Annotated in this window: 22 protein-coding genes and 1 tRNA gene; 9 read left to right on the forward strand and 14 right to left on the reverse strand. The window is 67.0% G+C overall.

Features of this window, described 5'->3' with window-relative positions:
- Positions 1-669, forward strand: a 669-nt coding sequence (locus AAF184_10150) for a zinc-dependent metalloprotease (protein ID MEO0422687.1), incomplete at its 5' end; no start/stop codon positions are given.
- A gap of 27 nt (positions 670-696) precedes the next feature.
- On the opposite strand, the gene AAF184_10155 is transcribed toward AAF184_10150, so the two are convergent.
- From AAF184_10155 to AAF184_10170, 4 genes are all read right to left on the reverse strand, one after another.
- Entirely contained in the window at positions 697-1,407 is a 711-nt protein-coding gene (locus tag AAF184_10155) for a transglutaminase domain-containing protein (protein MEO0422688.1), read from the reverse strand.
- Between the two features lie 89 nt (positions 1,408-1,496).
- On the reverse strand, positions 1,497-2,753 hold the full coding sequence (locus AAF184_10160) for a hypothetical protein (GenBank protein MEO0422689.1): 1,257 nt from the start codon (positions 2,751-2,753) through the stop codon (positions 1,497-1,499).
- Between the two features lie 193 nt (positions 2,754-2,946).
- The gene (locus tag AAF184_10165) at positions 2,947-4,101 is read right to left on the reverse strand and encodes a slipin family protein (protein MEO0422690.1); all 1,155 of its coding nucleotides are present in this window, start codon (positions 4,099-4,101) and stop codon (positions 2,947-2,949) included.
- 339 nt (positions 4,102-4,440) lie between these two features.
- Positions 4,441-4,512 (reverse strand) — tRNA-Asn (locus AAF184_10170).
- Positions 4,513-5,233: 721 nt separating this feature from the next.
- Here AAF184_10170 and AAF184_10175 point away from each other — a divergent pair.
- A complete protein-coding gene (locus AAF184_10175; GenBank protein ID MEO0422691.1) occupies positions 5,234-6,352 on the forward strand; it encodes a phenylalanine 4-monooxygenase in 1,119 nt (372 codons plus the stop codon).
- Positions 6,353-6,382: 30 nt separating this feature from the next.
- Positions 6,383-6,874 (forward strand): VOC family protein, encoded by a 492-nt coding sequence (locus tag AAF184_10180; GenBank protein ID MEO0422692.1) that lies wholly within the window; start codon positions 6,383-6,385, stop codon positions 6,872-6,874.
- A gap of 166 nt (positions 6,875-7,040) precedes the next feature.
- On the opposite strand, the gene AAF184_10185 is transcribed toward AAF184_10180, so the two are convergent.
- Both AAF184_10185 and AAF184_10190 read right to left on the reverse strand, forming a co-directional pair.
- On the reverse strand, positions 7,041-7,793 hold the full coding sequence (locus tag AAF184_10185) for a hypothetical protein (protein ID MEO0422693.1): 753 nt from the start codon (positions 7,791-7,793) through the stop codon (positions 7,041-7,043).
- A 15-nt stretch (positions 7,794-7,808) separates the two neighbouring features.
- Positions 7,809-8,402 carry a hypothetical protein gene (locus tag AAF184_10190; GenBank protein ID MEO0422694.1) on the reverse strand — a complete coding sequence of 198 codons (594 nt, stop codon included), beginning with the start codon at positions 8,400-8,402 and terminating at the stop codon, positions 7,809-7,811.
- Between the two features lie 234 nt (positions 8,403-8,636).
- Here AAF184_10190 and AAF184_10195 point away from each other — a divergent pair, with 234 nt between their 5' ends.
- Entirely contained in the window at positions 8,637-9,341 is a 705-nt protein-coding gene (locus AAF184_10195; GenBank protein ID MEO0422695.1) for a hypothetical protein, read from the forward strand.
- 120 nt (positions 9,342-9,461) lie between these two features.
- A complete protein-coding gene (locus tag AAF184_10200; protein ID MEO0422696.1) occupies positions 9,462-10,106 on the forward strand; it encodes a DUF2959 domain-containing protein in 645 nt (214 codons plus the stop codon).
- Positions 10,107-10,182: 76 nt separating this feature from the next.
- Here AAF184_10200 and AAF184_10205 read toward each other — a convergent pair whose 3' ends face one another.
- Positions 10,183-11,079: an aldo/keto reductase gene (locus tag AAF184_10205; protein ID MEO0422697.1), complete on the reverse strand. Its 897-nt coding sequence runs from the start codon at positions 11,077-11,079 to the stop codon at positions 10,183-10,185.
- 118 nt (positions 11,080-11,197) lie between these two features.
- Between AAF184_10205 and AAF184_10210 the strand changes: the two genes are divergently transcribed.
- Together AAF184_10210 and AAF184_10215 are read left to right on the forward strand one after the other, a co-directional pair.
- Positions 11,198-12,238, forward strand: a complete 1,041-nt coding sequence (locus AAF184_10210) for a zinc-binding dehydrogenase (protein MEO0422698.1) — start codon at positions 11,198-11,200, stop codon at positions 12,236-12,238.
- Positions 12,239-12,277: 39 nt separating this feature from the next.
- The gene (locus AAF184_10215) at positions 12,278-13,201 is read left to right on the forward strand and encodes an alpha/beta hydrolase-fold protein (protein MEO0422699.1); all 924 of its coding nucleotides are present in this window, start codon (positions 12,278-12,280) and stop codon (positions 13,199-13,201) included.
- Positions 13,202-13,244: 43 nt separating this feature from the next.
- On the opposite strand, the gene AAF184_10220 is transcribed toward AAF184_10215, so the two are convergent.
- From AAF184_10220 to AAF184_10240, 5 genes are all read right to left on the reverse strand, one after another.
- Positions 13,245-13,544 carry a type II toxin-antitoxin system RelE/ParE family toxin gene (locus AAF184_10220; protein MEO0422700.1) on the reverse strand — a complete coding sequence of 100 codons (300 nt, stop codon included), beginning with the start codon at positions 13,542-13,544 and terminating at the stop codon, positions 13,245-13,247.
- The gene (locus AAF184_10225; protein ID MEO0422701.1) at positions 13,538-13,717 is read right to left on the reverse strand and encodes a hypothetical protein; all 180 of its coding nucleotides are present in this window, start codon (positions 13,715-13,717) and stop codon (positions 13,538-13,540) included. The genes AAF184_10220 and AAF184_10225 overlap by 7 nt, the downstream gene beginning before the upstream one ends.
- Positions 13,718-13,897: 180 nt before the next feature.
- Entirely contained in the window at positions 13,898-15,118 is a 1,221-nt protein-coding gene (gene clpX / locus AAF184_10230; protein MEO0422702.1) for an ATP-dependent Clp protease ATP-binding subunit ClpX, read from the reverse strand.
- Between the two features lie 180 nt (positions 15,119-15,298).
- Positions 15,299-17,749 (reverse strand): integrin alpha, encoded by a 2,451-nt coding sequence (locus AAF184_10235; GenBank protein ID MEO0422703.1) that lies wholly within the window; start codon positions 17,747-17,749, stop codon positions 15,299-15,301.
- A 299-nt stretch (positions 17,750-18,048) separates the two neighbouring features.
- Positions 18,049-19,116: a patatin-like phospholipase family protein gene (locus tag AAF184_10240; protein MEO0422704.1), complete on the reverse strand. Its 1,068-nt coding sequence runs from the start codon at positions 19,114-19,116 to the stop codon at positions 18,049-18,051.
- Positions 19,117-19,204: 88 nt separating this feature from the next.
- Between AAF184_10240 and AAF184_10245 the strand changes: the two genes are divergently transcribed.
- Positions 19,205-19,954: a DUF1295 domain-containing protein gene (locus AAF184_10245; GenBank protein MEO0422705.1), complete on the forward strand. Its 750-nt coding sequence runs from the start codon at positions 19,205-19,207 to the stop codon at positions 19,952-19,954.
- A 192-nt stretch (positions 19,955-20,146) separates the two neighbouring features.
- Positions 20,147-21,055: a serine hydrolase gene (locus AAF184_10250; GenBank protein MEO0422706.1), complete on the forward strand. Its 909-nt coding sequence runs from the start codon at positions 20,147-20,149 to the stop codon at positions 21,053-21,055.
- A gap of 13 nt (positions 21,056-21,068) precedes the next feature.
- Here AAF184_10250 and AAF184_10255 read toward each other — a convergent pair whose 3' ends face one another.
- Together AAF184_10255 and AAF184_10260 are read right to left on the reverse strand one after the other, a co-directional pair.
- The gene (locus tag AAF184_10255) at positions 21,069-22,379 is read right to left on the reverse strand and encodes a serine hydrolase (GenBank protein MEO0422707.1); all 1,311 of its coding nucleotides are present in this window, start codon (positions 22,377-22,379) and stop codon (positions 21,069-21,071) included.
- Positions 22,376-25,324 carry a PEP/pyruvate-binding domain-containing protein gene (locus tag AAF184_10260; protein MEO0422708.1) on the reverse strand — a complete coding sequence of 983 codons (2,949 nt, stop codon included), beginning with the start codon at positions 25,322-25,324 and terminating at the stop codon, positions 22,376-22,378. The genes AAF184_10255 and AAF184_10260 overlap by 4 nt, the downstream gene beginning before the upstream one ends.
- Between the last annotated feature and the right edge of the window lie 28 nt (positions 25,325-25,352).

Here is a 25,352-nt window from a genome sequence, read left to right on the forward strand (position 1 = left end):
ACGGCGTTGCTCGCCGTGTGGCGCAACTCGGCCATGGTGGCCTCGCGTTACGTGGGCGGCGTGCAGGTGGATCGTGCGGTGGTGGGCCAGGACGGCGGTGGCGATCCGCTCACGCCGATCGCCGCAGACCGTCAGCGCGAGGCGATGGCGATGCTAGCGGATAAGGTGTTCGCGCCCGATGCCTTCGATATGCCGCCGGCCCTGCTCCGCCAGACGCTGCCCCAGCGTCGTGGCTTCGATCACTTCGGCAAGACGGAAGATCCGAAGGTGCACGATGCCGTGCTGGCGATTCAAAGCGTCGCCCTCGATCACCTGCTGCACCCGGTGGTGATGAAGCGCCTCACCGACAGCGCGGAGTACGGCAATGACTACACCCTCGGCCAGATGATGACGGAACTGACCGACGCCATCTTCAAGGCCGACGCCAAGGGCGAGATCAACTCCTATCGCCAGCAGCTTCAGGCCAACTACGTGGCGCGCCTGTCGGCCATGGCCGACGGGGGTGATGCGGCCAAGGCTTACCACGCGCCGGCAGTGGCGATGGCGTCCTACAGCCTCAAGCGTATCGGCGAGATGCTGGACGGCAAGGGGCGTCGCGACGTGGAGAGTGCAGCGCACGTCTACGCGTTGCAGCTGAAGATCGAGCGGGCGTTGGCGACGCAGAGCTAGTCCACGCGCGCAACCGGTCGGCCGGCCCTACCTATCGGCCGGCCGTAGCGAGATCTTCGAGGGCAGGGAGCCCAGGGAGTCGAACAGGCCGAGCGTGTAGCCCGGGCCCTCGTTGTCGAAGGTGGCCATGGGCACGTAGAACAGGGTCGCCTGTTCCTCGGCATCGGGCAGGGTGGCGTCGACGAGGCGCCATGCACCGTCCACGAACACTTCGTTCCACGCGTGGCCGTAGGCAGCGTTTGCCTCGGCCACGATCAACGCCCCGAACACCACGCGGGCTGGCAGGCCTTGCGCACGGCTCAGGGCCGCCAGCAACACCGAGTGCTCCGTACAGTCGCCGGCCCCGGCGCGGACGGCTTGCGAGGCGAGATCGAAGCTCCGCGCGTAGGTCTTCTCAGGCAGTGCTTCGAAGACCAGGCGGGCGAGATCCGCGGTGGCAGGAGGTGCATCACTGGCCGGATCCAGGTCCTTGGCCTGGGCATCGAGAGGGGCGAGTTCGGGCTCGTCGAAATCGATGACGAAGCTCGCCTCGGAGTGACGGGGCAACGGCGGCGAGGTAAAGCGATCCTGTCCCGCCACCACCAGATCGAGCGCATCGGGGCGAACGGCCTCCACGATCACCGTGCTCTGCGCGTAGCGTTCCGCGGCCCGCGCGCTCTGGCGCAGGGACAGGGTCAGGTGGAGGGGCTCGCCGGGCCTGATCTGCACGCCGTTGGCCTCGAAGGGAATCGAGGCCACGTACGGTTCGCCTTGCTGAGCGTACGCCGCTATCGTCCCGCCAAGCGCTGCAATGGCGAGGGCTCGGCGAAGCATGACGACCAGCACCACTAGGGCAGCTCACCGGAGGAGTACACGAGTTCCATGCTCATGGTGATACCCGCCATCGACATGGAGCCGTTCAGCATGCTGCCCGTCTCGTGCTCGTACTCACCCTCGATGGCGATGGGGCCCACCGAGTAAGACCCTTGCGAGGTCTTCTTGCCGCGCTTGCCCAGGGCGAACTCGGCCGTGATGAAGCTGGAGGGATCCGCCCCGGTCACCCAGACGGGGATCTGAGCCGACGTGCGGGTGTCATCCTTCAGCAGGGCACGCATGGTGAGGCTCTCACCGAGGATGGAGAGCGGTCGCACCTCGTCGCCCAGGTCGAAGGCGACCTCCTTGCCCTGCATACGGCCGGTTACGCTCCAGTTGCCGGACTCGTCGGCACGCAGCTTGAGGGCGGTGGTGACCTCGCCGTTCTCGGCGGATTCGGAGAAGGCGTTGATCACCTGGCCATCAGAGGTGCTGCGAGCGAGCTCCTTCGAGTCGCTCGTGCTCAGGGTGAATTCGTCCACCTGCAGGGCCATGGACATCTCCACCACCGTGACCGTGTCGCCGTCCTCGGCCTGCCGCATCTCGTGCCAGGCGAGGCCCGCGGGACGGCCGGCAACGGTAAACGTGTGGATGCCCCGCAGGTAGGGCGCCTGGTAGTCGTGAGGCCAGGTGGCCGATCGCATCACCTGGTCGAACAGGGCGGCGAAGGTCTCCCGATAGCCGAGCTGATCGTGGGCGCACACAAACAAGGTGCCATCCTTCTGGGCCGCACGCATTTTGAGCAGGCCGATGTTGGTCTCGCCGTCGCGCTCGATCACCCATAGCCACTCGTTGGCCATGTAGGGCATGTCTTCGATCACGCCGAAATCGTTGTAGTAGACGATGCGTTGTTTGATCGGGGTGTCGTTGACCCTGGCGTTCTCCGCCAGCAGTGCGTCGACCAGCAGCTTGACGGTGGTGGCCATGTATTGGGGTTGACCGTAAACCCAGCAGCTCGCGGGGACATCGGCGCCGATGTCGACGGCGAAGTAGAGGCTGCCCTCCATGTTCTCCGTTTCCGTGAGCTTACCCAACACCTTCATTTGGAGATCGCCGGCCGTCGCAGGCTTGGTGCGCTTGCGCTTCTTGCGCTCCGTGGCCATTGCCTCCTTCAGCCAGGTGGGCCACTCGTCGGGGATCTCCGGCGCGGGCGCGGCAGCCAGCGCACGATCGACCGAGAGGATCAGGAGGCTAAGTACGACAAGGAAGACCGTTCTGATGGGACTGGACACGTCATAAGCTCCTTGGGTCGGGGCTGAGCGCTGGCGGTGGGAGATGGCGCGAAAGTCTGCCCGGGTTTGGCCGTGGATGCGACCCTTACGCGGCAGCCGGAGGCGATACGGGGCTCGCCGAACGGGCGAGTGGTGACTTGGGTCCCGCGAGCCTACGTCGGGGGCGTCCCCCATTGGACGCCCCCCTTCACTCTTACTGTTTCAGGCGCACGAGATCGCTGAGCAGCGACTCGAGCCCGGCACCGGCGCCGGTGTGCACGGAGAGTGAACCGATCTTCTCGGTCACCTTCTCCAGCGTCTCCAGCTCCTTCAGGCGCAGGGCGACGCTGTTGCTCTCCATCACCTTGGCCGTGTTGAGGAGCGAACGCGTGGCGTTGGTCTCCTCACGGCGACGGATTACGTTGGCCTGGGCCGCCTTCTCCGCCTCCACCACCTGGCCGAGCAAGGACTTCATCTCGCCGGGCAGGATGATGTCCTTCACGCCAAGGCCAAGCACCTCGATGCCGATGGCGGCGAAGCGGGCCTTCACCCCCTCGAGCACCGAGTGGTTGATGGCCTCCTTATCCTCGAGCAGCGCATCGAGGGTTCGGGTGCCGACCACTGCCCGCAGGGCGAACTGGACCTCCTTGTAGAGGTGATCCAGCGGGTCCTTCGCTGCCGTCCAGGCGGTCTGTGCGTCGCGCACCTGGTAGGTGGCGGTCACGTTGATGCGCAGGCTCACCTTGTCGCGGGTCAGGATCTCCTGCCCCGAGACGTCGAGCGTGCGCACCCGCGTGTCCACCTGCTCCAGGCGCACGGCCGAGCGCAGACGCCAGAAGGCGTAGGTGCCGGCCGCCAGCGACTTCACGAGCTCACCTTCGACGTAGAGCAAGCCGGCGCAACCCGCCTGTACCACGCTCAAGTTGACCGCGGCTTGCAGTCCGTCCACGTGCTCCTGCTCGTGGGCGGTGAACAAGCGCCGTGCCACGGGGAGGTCGAGCATCACGTCTTGCTCGATGTCGAAGCGCTCGACGCCAAGCGCGACCACACCCTTCCAGTACAGGCGCCGCTGCGCCGGCCCGAGCACCTGTGCCGGACGACCGTCGTAGGAGATCACGGCCACCTCGTTGGCGCCCGTGCTCACTACCTCGAGGCGTTCCGCCGTGGCGTCCGCCTCGCAGGTCACGAGGTAGTCCGTCAGCGGGTGCTGAAACCGCGGCGTCGCGATATCGAAGCGCTGGACGGTGTAGCGACCCCGCCAGTTGAAGAACCGGTACTTCCCCGGGTCGAGGAAGCGCTTGAAGTCCCCGTTGTGAAACAGGAGACCGCGCTCGTGCTTGCGCACGATGTGGTTAGTAAACAAGAACATTGGTGCGTTCTCCTTTGCTGCGGTGAAAGGCGGAGCTTGCGGCTACACCTCAAAGGTCCGACCGCCCATGCGATCGGCGTAAAGCGGGTGCCGTTCCCACAGTGGCGGCGAGGACGTGCTGCGCCTGTTCCCACCGGACCGCCGGTGCGCCCCGCGTCGCGCGTCGACCGGATGATCGATGCGCTCCGAGGGGCGGGCCGCCGGTCGGGCGGGGCAAGCACGGCTCGCCGTCGCTGCCGCTGCTGCCCATCGCTCTTCGCGCACCTTGCGGCTTGCGCAAGCGATGCGCTGGGAACGGCTCCCTATGTCGAAGCGATACCCTCGCCTCAGGGGTTTCCAAGGAGGAATCTCGGATTTGAACCGAGGACTACGGAGTTAACTGTCCGTGCTCTACCCAACTGAGCTAATTCCAGTACCTGTTTTGAGCAGGTTGGTGGCGGTTAATGGCTCCACGGAACGCACGCATGCGATGGCTAGCGTAGGTGCGCCGCGCGGGCTGGCAGAACCCGCTATGGCATCCATTGACCTCGGTGGGTTCGCCCACGCGCGGCGAGCGCTGCGTGGGCGAACCATCGTCGTTGCGCCAGGGCTGCGCGCGTGGCGCGCCGTGTCGCGGTACGACTGAATTCTCATGCGTCCCTCCCAACCCGCTTTGCGGGCGAAACGAAAAGAGCCCCGATCAGCGCATGCCAACCGGGGCTCTTTCGGTTGACAGGGAATACCCTGCCAACGATGTTCTGGCAGGGGTTAGGTCACGATCGGCCGCTGGCCGCCGAACACGGTGCGGGGGCAATGCCGCCACAACGCGGGCACGCGCAGGAAGGCCTCACGACGGCGCGCGTTACTGCGCTGCCTCGCGTCATGGGTGCCTAGTTGTATTGATAGTTTGTTCATAGGGGCGCGGAGTATACGCCTGTTCGATGGGGTGTCAACGGTCATCATCCTTGCGCAGGCATCAGTGCGCCCAACGGGGCGTCAGGTGGGATCGGCGGGCCAACGGCGTGCTGTCCTCAGCGTAGCCCTCACCGGACACCGCGGGCGCGCGGTCTGGCAGCGCGCCTGTCAAGTACGCGGCGCGTGCCCGCAAGCGCTACAATGCGAGCCGTTTTTGTCTCCCAGAACGGTTACTTCCGTGATCACCGATCGCCCCCGCGACACCACTATCCCCGAGATGGGCAACGCCTTCTTCGACCCGCTGCTCCAAGACGCGGGCCACGGCATCACCGGCCCCGGCGGCGCCCTGCACCGTTATGCCCGCCGTCCCGCCGGCTATCGTCTGGAAGAGGAAGACTTCGACACCACGGCCTGGCGCCTCCAGCGCCAGCCCCGCTACACGGACGCGGAACACGAGCGCTGGCGCCTGCTCTACGAGAACCAGCGCCGCCTCCTGCCCGGGCGCGCCTGCCAGGACTTCATGCGCGGCTTCGATGCCCTGAGCCCCCAGTTCGACAGTGGCATCCCCGATTTCGAGGACCTGAACAGGGTGCTGCGCCCCGCCACGGGCTGGAGCGTGATCGCCGTGCCCGAACTCATTCCGGACAACGTCTTCTTCTGGCACCTGGAAAACCGGCGCTTTCCCGCCGGTGCCTTCATCCGCGGCGGGCATCCGCAGACGACCAAGGTGCGCGACGCCAACAAGGGGCGCGCCCCTGAGCACGTGGAGTACACGCAGGTGGAGGACGACCTCTTCTACTTGGAAGAGCCGGACATGTTCCACGACGTGTTCGGCCACGTGCCCATGCTCATGGACCCCTTCTTCGCCGACTACGTGCAGGCCTACGGCGCCGGCGGACGCCGCGCCATCGAGTACAACCGCCTGAAGAACTTCGGTGCCCTCTACTGGTACACGGTGGAGTTCGGCCTGATCCAGGAGGAGGAGGGGCTGCGCGTGTACGGGGCGGGCATCCTGTCCTCGCCGGACGAGACCCTGTACTCGCTCTACTCGCCGAGCCCCCATCGGGTGAAGCTCGTGCCCGAGCGGGTGATGCGCACGGACTACGTGATCAGTGACTTCCAGGATACGTACTTCGTAATCGACTCCATCCAGGCCCTGCACGATGCGACGGCCGGCCGCGACTTCACGCCGATCTACCGCAAGCTGCCTGCTGGGTTCACCTACGCCACGACGTCCTGTCTGGACACGGACGTAGTGCTCCACGAGGGCACCCAGGAGTACAAGTTCAACGGCGGTGCCGGGCGTCCGCGGGCCATGGCGCACGTGGAGAAGTTGCGGGCGGAGTTCGGCGTCTAGGTTCTTGATCACTGCGAGGCGCAAGACACTATGGACGTCGCTACCGTTTTGACCTTCGATGATCAGGCGCAAGCCGCGGCGGCGTACTACACGTCCATCTTCCCGCGCTCGCGCCTGATCCAGACCACCTACGCGCCTGCCGGCTTGCCGGCGACCGAGGGGTCGGTGATGAGCGTGTCCTTCGAACTGGCGGGCCGCCCTTTTCTGGCCATGAATACGGGCCCGGGATTTGCCATCGGTCAGTCGGCATCCCTAGCCGCCCTCTGCGATGCGCAGTCGGAGGTGGACGTGTACTGGCAACGCCTGTTGGCGGACGGAGGTGAGGCCCTGGCCTACGGGTGGCTCAAGGATCGCTTCGGCGTGTCCTGGCAGGTCGCGCCGAAGGTGCTGTACCAGCTCATGGCGGACCATGATCCTGGGCGCCGCGCCCGCGCTATCGCAGCGATGATGGGTATGGGTAAGTTGGATGCCCAGGCCCTGCTGCTGGCCGCCGACAGCCAGGAACTACCACCTAGCGAATAGTGGCCTGTCCCAGCGGTTTCGAAAGTGCTGAGCGAGCCCTTCGTCCACGATCTGCGCGTTGCACTTCCTCGCAATGGCTCAGGCCATTACTCGTCAGTGCGCCTTCATCTCGCCGACGAATGACTCGCTCATCACTCCCGAAACCGCTGGGACAGACCAGTTAGTCTCAGGGGAGGCATCTCCCCGCGCGTCCCAGCACGTCTTGGGCGGCGGCGAGGGGCTTGGCGAGCGCCGGCCACGCTTCGAGGCACGCGGCGCTGATCGTCAGCTCACCGGACGTGTTCGGTGGCAGCGCTTCACGCACCAGGAACCGCAGGGTTTGAACGGGCGGACCGGGTCGATTCGCGCAAGGCGAGGGTGATTGCAGGAGCACCCCTTCCACGGCACGCAGGGACTCGAGCAGGGGCACCGCGTCGCGGCCCTGCAGCGCGCGTCGGCAGGTGCGGCCCTCTCGATCGATTACCGTGGTCGCACGCTCGCCCCAGTTCGCCTCGAAGCGCGAGAAGGGGGCGCCCTGCGTCACCTCGAGCACGAGGTCGAAGGCCGGTAGGCGTGCGTAGGCGGCCTCGAGAACCGCGGCGGACTCCTGAGCGCTGTTGTAGAGCCCAAGCCCGAGGAGGGCCGCGACGATGGTGCCGCCCACGCCCGCCACCCCGCTCGCGATCAGCAGCGGCCGCCTGGCCAGGCGCAGGGCGAGGATCAGGCCGAGGACCGCGCCACCGAGGCCGGCCAGCAAGCCGTAGCCGATGACGATGCCGGGACCGGCCAACCCGCTCCCCGCAGGCACGCAGCAGCGGCCCGCAATCGCCATTCCGAGCACGCCGGCCAGCAAGCCGAGTCCCACCGCCAGCACGGCGCCCAGGAGCAGGCGCAGGTGGGTGGGGACGCGGCGGCCGCGCTCGGCGCTCGGGGTCGTCAAGGGCGTGTCCCGCGCTTACTTCTTGCGTGCGTCGCTGATCTCCTTCACCGGGAAGTCGTTCAGGAACGGCGGCAACCCCTCCGTCGCGGCTTCGCGGCTGCGCATATCGCGGCTGGAGACCTTCAGCAGCGATCCGTCAGCGAGGAAGATGGTGACGGCGCCGCTCTCGTCCAGCATCGCGTCCAAACCGTCCACACGCATGGCGCCGCCGCCCGCCGCCATGCCCATGCGCGCCAGCCCGGCGAGGCCGCCGAGGCCACCGCCGCCGGTACTGCCCGTGAGCTCAACGCGGATGGTCGCCTGAGCGCTCTTGTAGGTGGCGGTGGTGTTGGCGAAGCCCATCGCGCGCTCCTGGCGGAAGTCGGTGCGCTCGTAGTCCGCCACCTTTTCCGGGAACAGGTCCTTCAGCGCGCCCTCCGCTTCCTGCTCCAGTGCGGTGACGCACAGGCGCGCTTGCTCCAGCGCGCGGTTCAGGTCATCGCCGTCGATAGCTGCCTGGATTTGCTTGCAGCTGCTCTTGAGGTCCGAGCCGAACTCTACCTGTGCCGTGGCTGCGGCGCTCGCCAGCACGAGTCCCGCCGCGATCGCCAAGTTCACTCTCGAGGTCATCGCATCCGCTCCTTGGGGGTCGATAGATAACACGTTGAGGGTGCATCGATGCACCGAGTTTGTGCAGAGAATACAGCGGCGGCGAGCGCGGTGCGATACGCCACATGTACTAGGCGGCGACGGTGCGATGCATCATTCGATCGGTTTATTCGACCGATCGTCGATCAATCGGGGAGCTTGGTGCCCCTTGGCGACATAATGTGCGCTTGCCCTTCTTTCGCCCGAAGATGCGTGATGTTGGCTAGCCGCTGTCATGGACGATTGCTCGCCGCGACCCTCGCGGCCTCGCTGCTGCTGGTGAGTTGCACGCCGGGAGACCGTACGCCGCGCATCGTCGATGGCTACCTCACCCCCACGCAGGCTGACCGCATCATCGAGCAGTGGCCGGACTCGGTCCGCGATCAGCTCGTGCGCTACGTGTACTCGGTGGAGCTGAATCGCTACCTGCGGGCCTGTGGCGAAGATCCCATGCGGCGCCTGCCCGCCGCTCGCCTGTCCGGCGATGGGTTTCGCTTGCCGGCCCACCACGGCGATGACCTCAGCTGTGCCCTGGTCGAGGCGAATGTCTACCTGCTCGCCGAGCGTGGCCCTCGCGCCGCAGGGTTCACCACGTTGGTGGCGGTGGTGGCGAGCGAGCACGTGGTGGAGATCGAGGTCGAGCTGTCCGCGGATGGGGTCGTCCGCCAGGTCTACGGCCTCCACGCCCCGGCGCTGGGCCATCGCCTGGTGCTGCGACCACGCCCGGCCGAGGCGCCTATCGACGACGCCCTGGTCATCGAACGACGGGTGACCGAGCAGGAGAGTCTGAACGCCATGCGAGCCCTGCTGGGTCGCGGTGCCTTCGATCTCTCCGCGGTGGGCGTCGGCGGCGTGGGTGGCAGTCCGCCTGGCGCCCAGGCTGTCGCGCTCGGCGATGGCCAGGAGACGGATCGGCCCTGACAACTGTTCACCGATCGCACCCACGGCGCCTCCCCGTGCCTGCGCTACACTCCCGTCCCAGTCGCGCGCGTGCACGCGACACGCCATCGATCGGACAAGAACACGCAAGGACCCCACCGCATGCAGCTCCCTCGTCTCGTCGCCAGCGCTTGCCTGGCTCTCCTCCTCGGCGCCTGTTCCACCGTCTACTACGACACGCTGGAACAGTTCGGTGTGCACAAGCGCGAGATCCTCGTCGATCGGGTGGAAGACGCCCGCGCCTCGCAGGTGGATGCCGCGGAGCAGTTCACCACGGCCCTCGAGAAATTCCGCAGCGTGGTGGACTTCGACGGTGGCGATCTCGAACGCCTCTACAACGACCTCAACCGTGAGCTCGAGCGCTCGCAGGCCAAGGCGAGCAAGGTGACCGAGCGGATCGATGCGATCGAGGATGTGGCCGGCGCCCTGTTCCGCGAGTGGGAGGGCGAGCTCGATCAGTACAGCAGCGAGAGCCTGCGCGCGCAGAGCCGTCGCCAGCTCGAAGACACGCGGGGGCGCTACGATGAGATGCTCGGCGCCATGCGGCGGGCCGAGGCGCGGATCGCGCCGGCGCTGGCGCCCTTCGCCGATCAGGTGCTCTTCCTCAAGCACAACCTGAACGCCCAGGCGATCGCCTCCCTGCGCGGGGAAGTGGCGGTGATCGAGGCTGACGTGGAGTCCTTGATCAGCGAACTGGAGGCAGCCATCGCCGCTGCCGATCAGTTCATCTCCACGGACGCGGTGTAGGCGGGGCGCGGAACACGTGCGCCCGCCATCCCCGCTGGGCATGCGGGGATGGCGGCCGCACGTGTGCCGCGCTTCGCTAGGGGACTGGTTTGCCCTGGCGGGCCTCCAGTAGGCGGTACCAGTCCGCTCTCGTGTACTGGAGGTGGGTGGTTGCTGTAGCGGCTGCGATCCGTTGGGGGGTGGTGGAGCCTACGATGGGGGCGATTTTGGCTGGGTGTTTTAGTAGGAAGGCTAGGGCGATTTGCCAGGGGGCTGCCTCGTAGCGGGTGGCTTGCTCGGTGAGTTCCTGGTCTAGCCGTTGTTTGTCTTCGGTGGTGAATGTGGGCGTTAGGTCCGTGTTGATCACGCCGGCGAGGGGCGACCAGGCCTGGGGGGTCATGTGTCGTTGCAGGCATTGGTCGAGGGTGCCATCCGACAGGGTGTCGAGGTGCCTTAGGTTGATCTCCACCTGGTTGGCGACGAGCGGGGCGTCGAGGGCACTCGCGAGCAGATCTACCTGAGAGGGTGAGAAGTTGCTGACGCCGAAGGTGCGCACCTTGCCTGCCTCGCGCAGGGTCCTGAAGGCCTCGGCCACCTCTTCGGGGTCGAACAGGTAATCGGGACGGTGCAGGAGCAGGACATCCAGGTGCTCGACGCCCAGGCGGTCTAAGCTCCCATCGACGCTCGTGAGCAGGTGCTCGCGGGAGAAGTCGTAGCGTTTCGGGCCGTGAGCGTCCGCCATGCGGATGCCGCACTTGCCGATCAGGGTGAGTTCGTCGCGCAGGCCCGGCGACGCTGCCAACACCTCACCGAACAGGCGCTCGCACTCGCCGGCGCCGTAGATGTCCGCATGGTCGAAGGTGCGGTAGCCCGCGTCCACGGCCGCGTGCACGGCGCGCTTACCTCGCTCGCGATCGGCGGCGCTGCCATCGCCAACCAGGCGCATGCAGCCGTAAATGAGGCGTGCAGGGGTGTCGGGCGCGGGGCCTGCCATGGGGAGTCCTCCTATGCGAGCGGGGGAGGGGGAACGCTACCAGAAGCCGCGCGTCGTAGGGGCGTCCCGGCGGCGTTCGGCGTATCCTTCCCGCATTCTTTCGATGGAGCCACCCCTGATGTCTGAGCCCACCCGCAGCTTCGCCCTCACCCTCAAGGAAGAGGGCTTCACCACGACCACCCCCAGTGGCCCCTACGTGGAGTCGCTCGATCCCTACCTGGAGGCGACGGAGGTCGAGGTGCCGGCCCCGGGCGAAGGGCAGGTGCTGATTCGGCTCATCATGTCGCCGGTGAATCCTTCGGACGTGCACTTCATCAAGGGCGAGTACGGCCTGCCGCGCGTGCGCGGTGACGTGGCGGGCTTCGAGGGCTGTGGTGAGGTGGTCGCCGCCGGGGCTGGTGGTGAGGAGTTGGTCGGTCAGCGCGTAGCCTTCACCCGGGCCAAGACGGGCACGGGGGCGTGGTCGGAGTTCGTCCTCGGCGAGGCGCGCAGCTGCATCGCCCTGCCGGAGGCGATCAAGGACGAGGACGCCGCCGCCTTCTTCGTCAATCCGCTCACCGCCGTCGGCATGATCAATGAAGTCGTTAACACCAAGTCCTCGGCCGTGATCATTACCGCCGGCGCCAGCCAGCTGAGCAAGCTGATGGTCGGCCTCGCCCGCGATCGCGATCTCACGAGCATCGTGCTCGTGCGCCGGGCCAGCCAGATCCAGGCGCTGAAGGACCTGGGGGCGACCCACGTCCTCGATCAGACCTCGGCGTCCTTCGCCGACGACCTCAAGGCCCTCATCGCCGAGTCCAAGCCCCGAGTGCTGCTCGACGCCGTGGCCGACGAGGTGTCGTCCAAGGTGTTCTTCGCCATGCCGTCGCGGTCGCGTTGGCTCATCTACGGCCTGCTCGACACCAAGCCCACCGTGCTCGACCAGCTGGGGCAGCTGATCTTCATGGGCAAGTCGATCGAGGGCTTCTGGCTATCCTCCTGGCTCCCGGCTCTCGAGGACAATGCGCGGCGCCAGGTGTTCGGTGAGGTGGTGGACCGCTTCGTGCGTGGGGTGTGGCACACGGATGTGCGTGAGCAGATTCCCCTGCGCGAGGCCCACGCGCGCCTGCCCAAAGCCATGGAAGGGGCGAACGTCGGCAAGGTGATGATCGTCCCCTAAGGGAGCGATCTTTCCGATTAACGACGGAATAAGGCCCGCATGATGCATCGATCGATTCGCCTTCTCGCGTTCCCCGCAGTGCTTTCGCTGTTCCTATCGGCAGCGGCGTTCGCCCAGGGCGGCCCGCCGCCTGGGGGCGGCAAGCCGCCACCGCCACCGCCGGGCCTGGAGTCTGGCAAGCTCGACAGCAAGGTCCTCGGGATGGCGCTCGATTACCACGTGTTGCTGCCCAAGGGTTACGCCGAGGGGGATCAGCGTTACCCCGTCGTGTACTGGCTGCACGGCACCAACGGGTCGTCGAAGGGGGCGAGCGCTATCGTCTCGCGCATGTTCTTGCCCGCCATGGCCAGCGGCAAGGCGCCGCCGATGATCCTCGTGTTCCCCGATGGCCTCAAGCAGGCCATGTGGGTGGATTCGAAGGACGGGCGCGTGCCGATGGAGCAGATGTTGGTGCGTGAGCTCGTGCCGCACATCGACGCGACCTACCGCACGCTTGCCTCGTCGAGCGGGCGCCTGGTCGAGGGCGGCAGCATGGGCGGCTACGGCGCCGCGCGCCTCGGCTTGAAGTACCCGCAGCTGTTTGGCGCGGCCTCCATGTTGAGCGCGGGGCCGATGCAGGAGGTGTTGGATCCGGAGCAGGCACCCATCGTCGGCCGGGCGCATGCTCAGGACGTGCTCGACCGCGTGTACGGCGGGGATCAGGAGTACTTCCGCTCACAAAGCCCTTGGGCGCTCGCGGGGCAGTACGCGGAGTCGTTGCCGGAGAGCTTCAGCCTGCGGCTGATCGTGGGCGACAGCGATCCGGTGCTAGGGCCGAACAAGCGCTTCTCCGCCCGTCTTACCGAGCTGGGGATAGCGCATAGCTACATGGAGCTTGAAGGCGTGGGGCATTCGCCCCGGGAGTTGTTCGGTGCCTTGCGGGTGAGTCCGGAGTACTGGGCGTTCTTCGCAGACGTTTTCTAGGGTCGACTCAAACGGGTCACACTGAGAGTACATTACCACCGATCTACCTACCGATCTCAGAAGGGGCGAAGTCTCTGCGCTTGTGAACGATAGCGAGGACACAGACGCTATCGTCGGGCGGCGTGACCGCGTAGATGATTCGGTAAGAGTAGGCGGAGATCTCTCTCACGCTGACATCGCCTAGCTCTGGTATGGCACGGCCGAGGTGCGGGAGGTCGCTGAGTAGCTCGGCCTTATCGACGAGTTCGCTGACGACTTTCTTGGCGTAGTACTCTGAGTCTCGCGCGATGAAGAGGTAGATGGCTTTGAGATCCGTCTTGGCCTGATCGGCCCATCTCACCACCTGTCGATCTCTCGCCTCAGGTCTTCGGTGGACGTCAGCTTGTCGTTGGCAGCATCCTGGCGGCCCTTGTTGACCTTATCGAGCACGTAGAGGCGGTACATGATCTCGTCAAGATCAGCATCGTCCGGTAGCGTAGCGATAGCGTCGAGCGCTTGTTGCTTGGTCGCTTGCATCGGATTCCCTCCGGGGTCGGGAGCACAGCACGAGCAGGGATTGGCTCAGTCTACCGCAGCGAAGAAGCGGATCTACAGCCGTTTCGCGATCGGGCACCGAGATATGGGTGCGCTTGTGCTTGGACGTACGGTGCAACAGGAGGAGCGTCGCTCGCGGTGGCCTCCCACGTATTAGGTTGGCTAGTGCTCCAGCCCGGGTTCTCGCGTGCCTAGGGCCGCGTCGCGGCCGAACACCACGCGCCGCACGCCGCGCCACTCGGGAAGTTCGAACAAGACGTCGCGAAAGCACCGATCGACGATCGAACGCAGTCCCCGCGCCCCGGTGGCGAGCGCCTCGGCCTGTTCGGCCAGGGCGAGCAACGCGCCCTCGTCCACCACCAGTTCCACGCCGTAGGCCTGGAAGTACCGCTGGTACTCACACACGGGCGACCCGTTCGGGTTGCGCAGAATGGCGAGTAGGTCGTCGATCAGCAGATGATCGAAGGGCACGTAAGCCGCGAAGCGTCCGGCGAACTCCGGCAACAGGCCGAATTCGATGAGATCCTCGATGAGCACCTGCTGGCGGAGCTTATTCTCCTGCCGCTTGAGGTGTTCGTCCTCGGGCTCATCGCTCTCGCCCTTGGTCTTCTCGTACAAGCGCTGCTCGACGATGTCCTCGATGCCGACGAAGGCCCCGGAGGCCACGAACATGATGTTGCTCGTGTCGATTTCGATGAAGTCCTGCGTGAGGTGGCGCGGACCGCCGCCGGCGGGCAGGCGCACGACGGTGCCTTCCATCATGGTGAGCAGGTCCTGCTGCACGCCTGCGCCGGAGACGTCGCGGAACTGCGTCTCGCTGGGGCCGGAGCCCGTGGTGGCGATCTTGTCGATCTCGTCGATGAAGACGATGCCGCTCTCGGCGCGCTCGATGTTGTTGTCGCAACGTTCGAGGAGGTAGCGCAGCATCGATTCCACCTCATCGCCCACGTAGCCGGTTTGCGTGTAGGCGGTGGCTGACACGGTGACCATGGGGATGTTCAGGCTCTTCGCGAGCGACTGCATCATGTAGGTCTTGCCGGAACCGGTGGGCCCTAGGAACAGCAGGTTTTGCTTGCGCAGCAAGCGTGACGAGCCGGCGCCCCGCTTGCCGTATTGGTGGTGGAAGACGGAGACGGCCAGCTGGCGCTTGGCAGCTTCCTGGCCGATCAGCCGGCTCGAGAGATGCTCGAGCAGAGCGCGCGGAGACTCGATGGTAGGCGCGGCCTCGGGCGCATCGCCGTTCAGGATGTCTGCACAGTGGCGGATGCACCCATCGCAGATGTATCCCCCTTCACCGGAGATCAGGGTCGCGACATCGTAGCGCGGCTTGCTGCAGAAGGAGCAGGCGGCGATGGGGGATGGCTGCGGCGGGGGGGAACTCATGGGCACGGCCTCGTTGCGCGGACTGACGGTGGCCGTGGGGTCACGAGCCGTATTCCGAGCGTATTCGTCGCCGGTGCCGCTTCAGGTTCGTGACGGTGCCATAGCGCTGTGCTTTTGTCGCGGAACGCATTCAGCTTTTGGGGACGCTCCGCTTTCGGCAGCGGAGCGCCCCCTCGAGGCCTACTCCTGGGCGGCTGGCAGGGCGCCGCGCACGGTCACGGTCACCGTGTCCCCATTTCGCAGCGTGAGGCCCGTGGCCGCACAGTCGAAGGTGTTGTCGCCGGGCGCCGGCGTGATGAACTGCACTTCGCCGAGAACGTTGTTCTCACAGCGCACGATCACGTCGGTGGCGAGCTGCTCGAAGCTGCCCGAGAGGCCCGCGCCGAAGTTACGCCCGCGGCCCTGGATGCTGACTGTGTCGCCTGCACTGGCGGTGAGGCCCAGGGCTTCGCAGTCGATGGTCTCGCTGAGGCGCACATCGGCGAGCACGCCCGTCACCGTTTGCGGGTCCGTCAGGTTCTGGCAGGCGGCCGTGCGCGTGTCCATGCCGTCGAGGGTGAGGGAGATGCGCTCGGGCGAGGTGAACAGCGGCTCGGCGCTACCACGTACGATCACCGTGACGGGCACCTGATTGGGGGCGCTGAAGCCGCCGGCTTCGCAGTCCCAGGTGCCATCCGCCGCGATGTCGACGGTGACTTCCTCCAGCGTGTCCTCGCGGCGGCAGACCACGTTGCCGCCGTCGGCGAGGCCGATCACGCTGCCGTTCAGCGCGGTGCCGAAGTTCGTGCCCTCACCCTGGAGGATCACCTGATCGCCGGGGGCGAAGGTGAGATCCAGGGCGGCGCAGTCGAAGGACTCGTCGAGGGCGAACTCGGGCAGGCCGACGGAGACCGTCTCACCGCTGTCCACGTTGCGGCACGCGCCGAGCGACAGGTTGAGGCCGATGATCTGGGTGCTGAGCTGCGGCGGCAGGCGGCCGAAGATCACGTAGGCCTCGCCGTTGTCGTCGAAGCCCTCGTCCACGCCGCGGGCGCGGTTGGCGCCGATGGCGAGGTCGTCGATGCCGTCGCCGTTCACATCGCCGATGCCGATCGCCTGCACTTCGTCGAAGGCGTCGGCGGAGCTGGCCTGGAACACGGTGCCCGCCTCGCCGTTACCGCCGTTAGCGGCTAGTAGTGAAGTTAGGTCGACGACGGGCGCATAGCCGGACGCGGTGCCGTAGAGGAGGAACACGGAGCCGGGGAGGGTGCCAGCGCCCTCACGACGCGCGGCGATGATGAGGTCGTCGATGCCGTCGGCGTTGAGGTCGCCGGCCGCGCCTACGGCGTAGCCGGTGCCGTCGTCGGCGGTGTCCGTCTCGAACACGCTGCCGGCGCTGCCGTCGCCGGCGCGCAGGGAGGCGAGATCGAGTTCCGCACCGAAGCTGCCGGCCTGGCCGAGGATCAGGTAAGCGTTGCCCGCCTCGGTGATGCCGTTCGGGCTCGCCAGGGCGGCGCCGATCAGCAAGTCGGGGATGGTGTCGCCGTTCACGTCGCCGGCGCTGGCGGCGGCGACGCGGCTGAGGTCAGCGTCGACCTCGGGGTTGATGGCGAAGCCGATGCTGCCGTCACCGCCGTTCTCCGCGAGCAGGTCGGCGAGCAGGAGTTCGGCGCTGCCGTCACTATCGCCGTAGACCACGAAGGCGCGGCCGGCGGGAGCTTGAACCCCCGTTTCCGGCGTGCCGAGGACGATGTCGTCGAGGCCGTCGTCGTTGAGGTCGCCGATGCCCGCGACCGCGGCCGTGGGCGCCGTGATATCCGAGCGTGCGGGGCCGATGATCACCCGGCCCGCGGAACCGTCGCCGCCGTTGGCCGGGCGCAGGGCGCCGAGGTCGATGCCGGCGCCGAAGCCGCCGTCCACGCCGTACACCAGGAAGTACTCACCGGAGCAGAAGGTGACGTTGAAGTTGCAGTCGCCACCGGCACCGGCGCGCAGGATGAGGTCGTCGATGCCATCGCCGTTGGTGTCGCCAGCGCCGGCGACGGTGTCGCCGAGGCGCAGATCCGGCTCGCCGGCGACCAGCAGGACGCTGCCGAGGGTGCCGTCGCCGCCGTTGGCCGCGCGCAGTTCCTCCGGCGAGATGGTGGCCGGGAAGCCGGTGGTCTGGCCGTAGAGCACGTAGGTCTCGGCCAGGGAGATGGAGGACCAGATCATGTCGTCGACGCCGTCGTTGTTGACGTCACCGGCCCCTGCGATGCGCAAGCGATCGGTGTCGATCAGCACGAAGCCGGCGGAGCCGTCGCCGCCTTCGGCCGGATCCAGCGTGTCCAGGCGCAGGGTGGCGGGGAAGCCATTGCTGTCGCCGAATACGACATAAGCGCGGTTGACGCCGGAGTCGCTGACGGCGAAGTCCGGCAAGCCGTCGTTGTTGAGATCCCCGACGTTCGCGACGAAGCTGCCGAGGCGGCTGAACACCTCTTGTTCGTCGCTGAAGAGCGTGAAGCCAGCGTTGCCGTCGTTACCGGCGCTTTCGCGCAGCAGGTCTACCTCGACTTCAGCAGGAAAGTTGGCCGCCTGAGCGCTCACGCTGAGGCCGATCACGGCCGCAAGCGCGGTTCGACGGGGCATCCACTGGGCGAAATCCGGTTTCATCTCCACTGAGCTCTCCATAGCTTGGATCTTTTGGGGGCGCAGAGGATAACAGCCGTGACGCCTAGCGCCCACGCTCGTCGAGGGGGCGGCGTGAGCAACGGCGTGCGCAGTGAGGAGAACCCTCAGGCGAGACGTGTTTTTCGGCGACGATGATGCACGCTCGCGACCTCGCCGGTGAATGTCGAAGGACCTTACACGAGCGCGATGACGGCCCGCTCCGCCATTGAACCCGTGCTGTGCGCGGCCGTGCCCAACCTTATGCCCGCCAGCGAAATGACCGGACAGGTGCGCGTAGCAGCTCAGGGTAGCAGGGGCTCGAGGCGATCGCCCATCGTGCCCGTGGCTAACACATCGCTCAGTTCGTCGGCCATGGCGCGGCAACGATCCACCGCCACACGCCAATGGCGTTCGCGCTCGGCGGGCGGGTAGGTGGTGAAGTCCTTGCGATCGGGGATCTTGCCGTTCGGCAACGTCGCCACGAACGCCGCTGAAGGGCTGATGAGCAGCGTGTTGTGAACGTGTGCCGCCTGCGCGCGGCGGTGGGTCAGACGCTTGTCGAACCAGCCGGGCACGATGCGGTCGATGAAGTGGAAGTAGAGCGCCAGGCGACCGTCGGGCGGGCTCTGGGGCAGATCCAGGTGGTAGTCGATCACGCCGCCGTCGCGGTACATGCCGGGCGGTGCCCCGGGGATATCGCGCACGCCGTTCAACAACATCGGAATCGAGCCGGTGGCAGCGACCGCAGGCCGCACGTTGGCGCTGGACAGAGGCACCGTGTGCAGCGGGAAGCCCTTCGCGTCGGCAAAGGGGCTAGGGTCGCGCGGGTCACTGAACAGCGCGCGCTCGAAGAAGGCGCCCAGGCTGCGGCGACTCAGTAGATTGCTTAGGGCGGCCGCCCCGAGGGCGGGGCCGAGCACGGCAGCACCTTCCGTCGCCGTCAGGTGACGGCTCCGCACGCACATGATGTTGGTGCGCAGGACAGGATGTTCGAGGATCTCGCCGACCCCCTGGTGGCCGAAGAGGGTGTCGAGGATGTCGTGGCTGCGGGCGGTGATCTCGTCGCTGTCCGGGCGCTCGGAGTAGGTCTGTGCGAGGTAGGCGGCTTCGAAGCGGTCGATCGCGGCCAGGGGGTCGGCTTGGCCCAAGCAGGCAAAGCGCCAGGCGCCGATGGACGAGCCGAGGGTGAACACGGGCGCTACCAGGTGCGGCAGGATCTCGCGCGCGAACACCCGATCGAGTTGGCTGAGCACGAGCCACTTCGCCCCGCCCGATGCGCCCAGCAGGGAGCCGATCCGGGCCGGCGAGAATCCCGCTTCGCGAATCGTGCGCATGGCGCCGGGGCCGGCGCGAAAGCTGAGCGTTTGCATGGGCCGCGATTCTACGCGCCGGCGCGCCACGGGGGGCGCGAGGGTGGCAGGGCTTGGTCGGCGAGCGTGTGCCTGTCACCATCGATGGATGAACAGCACCGTCCACGAGCACGAGCCTGGCGCCTGGTTTCGCGGGCTGCGAGCACTCACCGATGCGCTGACGGTGGGGTTTCCTGGCCGGCGGATCTTCAAGATGGCGTGGGTCATCAACCTGCAGAAGGGCGGCACCTTGCCCTTCACCCTGGCCTTGATGGCGTGGTTTGACAACGACTCCGTGGCCGCCTGGACCTACGCGGGGCTGCACGGCAGCTACGGCGTCATCTGGTTGCTCAAGGACCGCTACTTTCCCGACATCGCGTGGGAGCGCCGGGTGAGCCTCGGCGGCGCCCTGATGATGCTGCTCACCGTGCTCATGCCTTACTGGTTGGCGCCCTACCTCCTCATCGCCGACGGCCTGGGCCGACAGCCCGCCGCCGCGATGCTCGGCACCGCCGTGTTCGTTTACGCCATTGGCGTGGTGCTGATGATGGGCGCCGACGCTCAGAAGTACTTCACCCTGCGCCATCGCGCCGGCTTGATCACCGACGGCTTCTTCACCCACGTGCGACACCCGAACTACCTGGGCGAGATGTTGTTGTACGCAAGCTTCGCCCTGGTGGCGGGGCATTGGCTCCCGTGGCTCGTGCTGGCCTGGGTGTGGGGTGCCTTGTTCGCGACCAACATCGCGTACAAGGAGGCACGCATGGCGCGCCACCCGGAGTGGGCGGCATACCGTGCGCGCACGGGATTGCTGTTACCCCGGTGGCTTGGCAAACGGTCAGCGCCCTCCGATGCCTAGCCCAACAGCTTGACAGAACGCTGATTTGCCGCATGATTCGCCCTTGATTCGGGGGCGCGCCGGGCCTATTTCAGGTCGCGTCGAATCCGCGCGCCGCTGAGTGCTGGCGCAGAGGACCTACGCCGCATCTTCTGGCGTCGAGATCCCGTAGCGTGTCGTCCCATCGCCTCATCTGCGCTTCCAGGAGCGTCCATGCTTGGAACCGTCCGCGTACTGATCGTCTCAACGCTCACCGCCCTGTGTTGCCTCGCAAGCGTTGCCCACGGCGCCTACCCTGAGCTGCGCCAGGCGGTGGACGGAGAGTTGCAACGATCTCTCGAGGGACACATCGATCGCTTGGGACTGCGCCGCGCCGTACGCGATCGGCGCCTGGCGGCGACCTTGGTGGACATCACGGACATCGCCCACCCGCGTCTCGCGCAAGTAAACGGCGATGCCATGATGTACGCGGCGAGCCTGCCCAAGATCACGATTCTGCTGGCCGCATTCCAACGCATCCACGACGGTTCCCTCGCGCTGGAGGACCCCCTGCGCGAACACCTCACGGCGATGATTCGCCACTCGTCCAACGCGTCTGCGCGTGAAGCGCTGGAGATCGTCGGCCGGGACTACGTGTTGAAGCTGCTGCAGTCGGAGCGCTATCACTTCTATGAGGCGAACGAGGGAGGCGGCTTGTGGCTCGGTAAAAGCTACGGTAAGGAACCCGCCTTCAAGCGCGACCCGCTGCACAACATCTCCCACGGTGCTACCAGCCATCAGGTGGCGCGCTTCTACTACCTCCTCGCCACCGATCGTCTGGTCGATCGCGATGCGTGCGAGGCGATGCGCGAGATCCTCGGCGAGCCGGGCCTCGGCCACAAGTTCGTCGGCGCCCTGAACGCGGCCCATCCGGGCTCTACGTTCCTGCGCAAATCCGGCACCTGGCGCACCTACCATTCCGACAGCGCCATCATCGAGCGCGACGGTCGCCGCTATATCGCCGTGGTGCTGGCCAACGATCCGCGCGGTGCCGACTGGCTGGCCAAGCTCGTGCTCGCCATGGACGACCTGGTGATGGCGCCCACCACGCTCACCGCCGAGGCGAGTCTCGACGCCGAGTGAATGCCCTGCGCCACTAGCGCGTAGCGGCGGCGTCCTCAGCTCCTGCAGTATCCAGCTCATCCGCCGCGTGGGCTGCCTCGATCATGCGATGCACGCGCAAGGCGAAGGTCTGATGGGCCACCGCCGAGTTCACCTTCAGCACGTTGGACACGACCGCCACCAGATAGCGGTACGTCGGCGCGCCCGCCGGCGACTCCACGATGGCGATGCTGGCCAGGATGTTGCGCCGGTTGCCCTTGTACTTGCCACAGGTGAACCCTTCCTCCTCTTGGCACGAGTACAGAGAGCCCGACTTGAAGTAGACCGCTGCCTCGTTCAGGGCGGGGTGGGAGGCGTAGCGGATCCGCTTCTGGGTCATGTAGAGGAGGCGCTTGATCTCGCGGCTGGAGAAGGCATCGACGAGCGTGCCCGCCTCGAGCTTCAGCAGCAGCTTGGCGAGTTCGTGCGGGGTGCCGTAGCTGGTGATGCCGCCGATGCGGTTCTTGCCGTGACGGGTGAAGAAGCTGCCCTGGCGCAGCTGCTCCGTGTCGATGCCGTTGCGTTCCAGGGGCGCCGACATGGCCGCCAGGAACTGGTCTTGCAGCTCACGCGTGTTGAAGCCTTCGAAGTAGGCCGCGCGCGCGTCATCGCTCGGCGGGTAGTCCGCGCCGAAGTGCGCCAGGAGCATCAACTCACGCTGCACCATGGCCGCGGCCGCATTCGAGCTGGCCGACAGCATCCAGTCGAGATACTCCCACAGGCTGCCCTCGTCGCCGACGCGCAGGGCGCGGTATTCGAGGCCTCGGGAGGCCACATCGAAGATGGGCACCTCGTGGTGGTCGTAGTTGATGAATTCATCAGCCACGATGTGCGTCTCGCGCAGTAGTTGCTCGCGGGCGGCGATGTCGTTCGGGTAGAGGTCGGCCAGTTCTTGAAAGAACGCCACCGCCACGAGGCTCTTGCCCACGCTGCCGACGTTGCTGCGAAAGCCCGCGTTGTGTTCAGCGATGCGCGGTGCCTCGGGGTCGGTCAGGTCGATGACGGTGACGCCGTAGCGCGAGGCGTCTTCCAGTACGGAACGGATGCGTTGCTCGTAGGCCTCGTCGCGGGTGAAGGTGTCGAGGTCCGTCGAGCCTTCCCAAGCGGGGGCGATGTCCTCCAGGGCGGCTTGGGCGCCGGGGGGGAGCTGGCGTCCGCGCAGTTCGCCCCGCTGGGCTAGGCGGTAGTACTCGAGGCGACGAATCTGCGTGTAGTCGTAGCCGTCGAGGGGGTAGGCGTGGACGAGGCTCGAGGCGGCGGCGAGGCCTAGGAGACACACGCGCAGGGCGGAAGTGGACGTCGTCATCGGCTCGCCCCTCCCGAGGCCTGGATCGAAAGTGGTGGTAGTGCGAGATCGATCGGGCGATCGGCGGTCTCGAGGTAGGGCGCGTCGAGTTTGCTCAAGAATTCGTTCGCCTGGGCGGCCTCGTTCTCGAGGAACGGGCGAATCTGGAACAGCACGAGCTCATCGCCAGAAAAGCCGAACTCCACGTCGGCGATCGTGCCCGGTTGCTCGAACCAGTCGCTCAGGGCGTCGGAGAAGCGCTGCAGCGCCCGTAGGCGCGCCGGCGTGAGCAGCCGCTCCGGTGCCTGCGCGGCCACGATGCTGGAGCCGCCGCCCCCCAGCAGCACACGGCGCCGCGGATCGGTGGCCGAGGCGCGCCAGCGCAAGCTCCCATCGAGGCCCACGATGGCGGTCTCCGCGCGCTGACCCTCGACGCCGCCACCTACGCCCTCGTTGAGCACGACGGTGAGGGTGCCTGGCTGATCGCGCTCGATATCTGTGGTGACGAGCACCCCGGACACGTCGGCGTTGACGCTTTGGTGCAGCAGCACGGCGGCGTAGACGTGCTCCGGTTTGTCCATCAGCGCCTGGCGCCAGCCGAAGGCGCGCTCGCTGAAGGGCGACGCCCAGACCCGGCGGATCGCGGCCAGGATGGCGTCGAAGCCAACGACGTTCGGCACCGTGAGGTTGAGCCCGGCGCCGGTAAAGCCCGGGAGGTCCTCCACGTTGGTGTCGCTGCGCACGAACACGCCGTAGGTGCCGTCCGGGCCGAAATGGCGTGTCATCGCTTCGCGCAGGGACTCGACGAAGGCGGGGTCCAGCTCCACCGTCTGCAGCCACGCGCGCATCTCGCCGAGGAACTGATTCCGGTAGCGAAGGCGCTGCGGACCCGCAGGGTAGGTGTCGAGCTCCGCGTAGCGCGCGCGCAGCCACTCGAAGGCGCTGAGGCCGCTGTCGCCGAAGGGGCGGTCGAGGAGCTGGCGAAAGCTGCCGAAGGGCAGGGCGAGGGCGGGGGAGACACGGCCCTCGAAGCGCTGACTCAGGCGCCCTAGCTGGGCCGCCTTGGGGCCGACGCGAACACCGGAGTCGTCGCCGTCGAGGCTCCCGACTGGCAGGGGCGTAGCGGTTTGCAGATCCAGGCGATCGACGTCGACGACGATACGAATGCCACCGCTAGGTGAGTCCGATCCCTCATCGCGAAACAAGTGCGCGTAGCGCTCGGCGTCATCATCGATCAGCACGGTGCCGCGCGGGCTCCCCGCCAGCACGATCGGCTGGTCCTTGCGGCGCTCCAGCGCGCTCAACCACTCCTCGCCCACGACGATGTTCGGAATGCCCAGATTGCGCGCCAGCAGCTGCACGTGGGAGAGCTGGTTGCCCTCGCGCTCGGTCAGGATGCCAGCCACCGGCGGCAGCTCTGCCAGGGTCTCGGGCACGGTGACGATCCAGCCTCGCGTGTCCTCCTCCGTGCCTTCGAGCTCCTCCGCTGCCTTCAGCACACCCCGGGCGACGCCGGGGTTCAGGCTGCGCAGGCCGCTCGCGGCGACGGCGCCGAACACCACGTGTTCCACACCGCTCGCCAGCTGCGCGTCACGGGCCAGGGGTTCGAGCAGGGCCGAGTACTGCAGCACGGGGCTCGCCCGCAGGCGATCGGGGACGAACTCACGGGCGAGCGGCTCGACGGCCGCGAAGCGCGCCACCGTGGGGCCGTAGTACAGCTCGAGGCGCTGGCTCCCCCAGGTGGGGACGAGCTCGAGGGTTTGCAGATGGTTTCGATAGGTGCCGAGGGTGACGCTGGGCGTGGAGAGGGCCGCCAGGGCCTGCGTGACTGCGTCGAATTCCGTTCGTGTGAGCAGGCCGAGCGCCTGCAGGGCGCGGCTCAGGCTGGCGATGGCGCTCAGGCGCGCGCGGCGGCTGTGGGCCGGATCCTGGAGGAACGTGCGCAGGCTATTGCCGAGGAGGTTCTCCAACACCAGCATGGCGTCCAGGGTGCGCAGGCGATCGATCGGTTCGAGCGACGGCCAACGCGTTCGCAAGTTCTGTAGGTGCTTGGCCAGCACGTCGATGCGCTCGGCAGCGGATCGCTCGTCGAGCTCGCCACTGGCGGCGTGCAGTTGTGCGCTCAGAGTGCTATCGCCCCGCGCGGTGGCGAGGGCGGTGAGGCGCTCGACGCCGCGTGCGCTGTTGGTCGCCTCATCGATCAGCGTGGCCAGGCGCTCGAGGTCGGCGAGGGTCTGCGCCGAGGCGGGTTGGTGCGCTGCGTAGGCGCGTACGCGCTCGGCATCGTCGTCACCCAAGCGCCCGTGGATCTTGTTGCGCAGGGGGCGAAAGCCATCGTCGCGGTTGTTGATCTGGGTGGCGAGCTGGCGAATCTCGCCTACCGCCCCGTCTCGCCCCGTTCGCGGTAACACTCGGGCGGCGTCGAGCAACACGGCGAAGCGGTGCTCACCCTCACCCATCAATCCCAGCAGCAAGGTCTGCGCCGCCTGCTCTTCCTGCTCGGCCTGGAAGGCACCGCGGTAGAAGCGCGCGCGTCGCAGGATCCAGCCATCGTCGACGGCGATCAGAAATTGCTCGACGAGCACGCTCTCCAATACACTGCCGAGGCGGTCGCGGTATCGCGCGGCCGTCGGCTCGATCTCCACCAGGAAGTTGGCAATCAAGATGCCTGCGTCACGGATTTCGCGGGTGCGCTCGCTCCACTGCCCATGCTGGCGTCCACCCCCGTGCTCGCGGCAGGCGTAGGGGCGGGGCGGCAGCACCGCGCCGTCTTCGCAAAACCATCGAATGCGCTCGAAGGGTCCGCGCTCTGCGCCCTTCATCTCCTCGATCCAGCCCGCGTAGGCGACGAGGCGAGCATCCTTGGGCTCGGTCGTAGCGGCCGCGCTGGCCGGCGAGGCCAGCAGCAGCGCCGACGCTGCGCAGGCGCCGAGGTGCGTCGCCAGCCGGCGAACACGTTCGTTCATGCGAGTGCTCCTGGGATTGTGGTGACGG

The organism is Pseudomonadota bacterium, assembly GCA_039815145.1.
GTDB lineage: Bacteria > Pseudomonadota > Gammaproteobacteria > Steroidobacterales > JBCBZW01 > JBCBZW01.

Excerpts from the sequence above, each read along its gene's own strand:
- AAF184_10255 (MEO0422707.1), bottom strand. The coding sequence starts at position 22,379 with ATGACGACGTCCACTTCCGCCCTGCGCGTGTGTCTCCTAGGCCTCGCC.
- AAF184_10165 (MEO0422690.1), bottom strand. The coding sequence starts at position 4,101 with ATGTTCTTGTTTACTAACCACATCGTGCGCAAGCACGAGCGCGGTCTC.
- AAF184_10240 (MEO0422704.1), bottom strand. The coding sequence starts at position 19,116 with ATGCAAACGCTCAGCTTTCGCGCCGGCCCCGGCGCCATGCGCACGATT.
- AAF184_10215 (MEO0422699.1), top strand. The coding sequence starts at position 12,278 with ATGATGCATCGATCGATTCGCCTTCTCGCGTTCCCCGCAGTGCTTTCG.
- AAF184_10225 (MEO0422701.1), bottom strand. The coding sequence starts at position 13,717 with ATGCAAGCGACCAAGCAACAAGCGCTCGACGCTATCGCTACGCTACCG.
- AAF184_10200 (MEO0422696.1), top strand. The coding sequence starts at position 9,462 with ATGCAGCTCCCTCGTCTCGTCGCCAGCGCTTGCCTGGCTCTCCTCCTC.
- AAF184_10195 (MEO0422695.1), top strand. The coding sequence starts at position 8,637 with ATGTTGGCTAGCCGCTGTCATGGACGATTGCTCGCCGCGACCCTCGCG.
- AAF184_10235 (MEO0422703.1), bottom strand. The coding sequence starts at position 17,749 with ATGAAACCGGATTTCGCCCAGTGGATGCCCCGTCGAACCGCGCTTGCG.
- AAF184_10190 (MEO0422694.1), bottom strand. The coding sequence starts at position 8,402 with ATGACCTCGAGAGTGAACTTGGCGATCGCGGCGGGACTCGTGCTGGCG.
- AAF184_10205 (MEO0422697.1), bottom strand. The coding sequence starts at position 11,079 with ATGGCAGGCCCCGCGCCCGACACCCCTGCACGCCTCATTTACGGCTGC.
- AAF184_10260 (MEO0422708.1), bottom strand. The coding sequence starts at position 25,324 with ATGAACGAACGTGTTCGCCGGCTGGCGACGCACCTCGGCGCCTGCGCA.
- clpX (MEO0422702.1), bottom strand. The coding sequence starts at position 15,118 with ATGAGTTCCCCCCCGCCGCAGCCATCCCCCATCGCCGCCTGCTCCTTC.
- AAF184_10245 (MEO0422705.1), top strand. The coding sequence starts at position 19,205 with ATGAACAGCACCGTCCACGAGCACGAGCCTGGCGCCTGGTTTCGCGGG.
- AAF184_10180 (MEO0422692.1), top strand. The coding sequence starts at position 6,383 with ATGGACGTCGCTACCGTTTTGACCTTCGATGATCAGGCGCAAGCCGCG.
- AAF184_10210 (MEO0422698.1), top strand. The coding sequence starts at position 11,198 with ATGTCTGAGCCCACCCGCAGCTTCGCCCTCACCCTCAAGGAAGAGGGC.
- AAF184_10250 (MEO0422706.1), top strand. The coding sequence starts at position 20,147 with ATGCTTGGAACCGTCCGCGTACTGATCGTCTCAACGCTCACCGCCCTG.